At 74.0% G+C, this 1,893-nt stretch carries 1 protein-coding gene and 1 pseudogene; both read left to right on the top strand.

The features are described from left to right. Positions 1-1,005: pseudogene (locus tag ABZT14_RS25550) on the top strand (hypothetical protein); the annotation flags it as partial. Positions 1,006-1,249: 244 nt separating this feature from the next. Beyond that, on the top strand, positions 1,250-1,893 hold a 644-nt coding region (locus ABZT14_RS25545), incomplete at its 3' end, for a serine/threonine-protein kinase (RefSeq protein WP_356306909.1).

Genomic DNA, 1,893 nt, shown 5'->3' with positions numbered 1-1,893 from the left:
CCCCACCACCGCCCCACCCCCCAACAGGTCATCGACTACCTCACCGGACCCCACACCACCCCCCACACCCTCACCCAGAACGACTGGCTCCCCGGCCCGGTACTGGACCAACTCAGCCGCAGCGCGGTGGCGTTGCTGGAACTGGAGTCGGAGGCCCCGGCGCTCACCCCGCCCCCGGTGCCGCCCGTACCCGCGCGGCCTCCCTCCCAGGGCGGCTCCCCCGACGAGGCCTCCGAGGTCGCTCTGGGCGGAGCCGCCCTGGGGGACGCGACCCCGGCGCGGAGGTCGGAGACTCCCCCGCCCGCCCAGTGGCCGGTCGCCGGCGGCGGGGCGGCGCCTCCGCTGACCCAGCCCCCTCCCCCGAGCGCCCCGCATTCCCTGCCCACCCAGACCGGTGCCGCCCCGGCTCCCGCCGACGGGCCAAACGGCCCCGGGGCCGGCGCCCCTTCGGGGCTGAGCGTCTCGGTACGCGGGGAGCGCGGCCGGCGTCGGATCGGTTGCAGTGTCGCGGTCACCCTCGCCGCCGCCCTGGTCGGCGGCGTACTGGTGAGCCCGCTGGTGTTCGACGTCTTCTCCGGCACCGAGTCCGGGGACAACGCCGGCGGCCAGCCCGACGCCAGCAAGTCGCCCTCCTCCCCCTCCGACGGCGGCCAGGTGCCGAAGAGGTTCCTGGGCACCTGGAGTGGTTCGGTACGCACCGGGAAGGGCGTCCCCAGCACGTTCAGGATCACCATCAAGGGCGGCGAGTTGGGGCGGGTGGTCGCCCGGGACGACAGCCGGATGTCCGTGGGCGACATCGACTGCAGCACCAACTACGTCCTGCGCTCGGTGAAGGGGAACCGCCTGGTCCTGGACTCCAGCGGCAACAAGAACCCCCACCCCGGACTGTGCGCCGACGGCTCCGACGAGGAACGCTTCACCCTCCAGAACAACGGGACACTGCGCTACGAGTCCGGGGACGACGCCGCCGGCAACCCCAGGGGAGACCTCACCAAACGGGACTGACCCCGCCCCCACGATGGCCGCCGGGCACCCCCGGTGGCTAGGGTCGCCTCGATCACCGGGATCGGTGAGCGGGCTCCCGGCACCGGGGCGCCCCTCCACGACACGGGCGACGAGGCGGCCGTACCGCACGGCACAGCCCGACGTTCGGTCAGCGTTCCCGGGAGAACGATCCCGACAGCACCCCAGGGCCCTGGAGGTCACGCGGGTCCCACGCCGGAAAGGCCACGCCGGAAAGGGGTGAGCGGTGCGACCGTTGGAGCCCGACGATCCGAGGACGATCGGGGACTACCGCCTGCTCCGCCGCCTCGGCGCCGGCGGCATGGGCCGCGTCTACCTCGGCCGCACCACCGGCGGACGCACCGTCGCCGTCAAGGTCGTCCACCCCCACTTCGCCGAACAACCCGACTTCCGCCACCGCTTCCACCGCGAAATAGCCGCCGCCCGCCGCGTACAGGGCACCTGGACCGCACCCGTACTCGACGCCGATCCCGACGCCACCATCCCCTGGATCGCCACCGGATACGTCGCCGGCCCCTCCCTCGCCCAAGCCATCGACCACCACGGACCCCTCCCCCTCAGGACGGTCCGGGCGCTGGGCGCGGGACTGGCGGAGGCGTTGCGGGCGGTGCACTCGGCTGACCTGCTGCACCGGGACGTCAAGCCCCCCAACGTGCTGTTGGCCCCGGACGGACCGAAGTTGATCGACTTCGGCATCGCCCGCGCGAGGGAGGGCACCACCACCGTCACCGCCACCGGGGCGGCCGTGGGCTCCCCCGGGTTCATGTCGCCCGAGCAGGTGCTGGCCCAACCCCTCACCCCCGCCACCGACCTGTTCTCCCTCGGCGCCGTCCTCGCCTACGCCGCCACCGGCAACGCCCCCTTCACCGG

Source organism: Streptomyces sp. NPDC005438 (genome assembly GCF_040606315.1).
Taxonomy (GTDB): Bacteria; Actinomycetota; Actinomycetes; order Streptomycetales; family Streptomycetaceae; genus Streptomyces.
The sequence above is the reverse complement of the archived record's forward strand: the minus strand, read 5'-3'. Positions and strand labels throughout refer to the sequence as shown.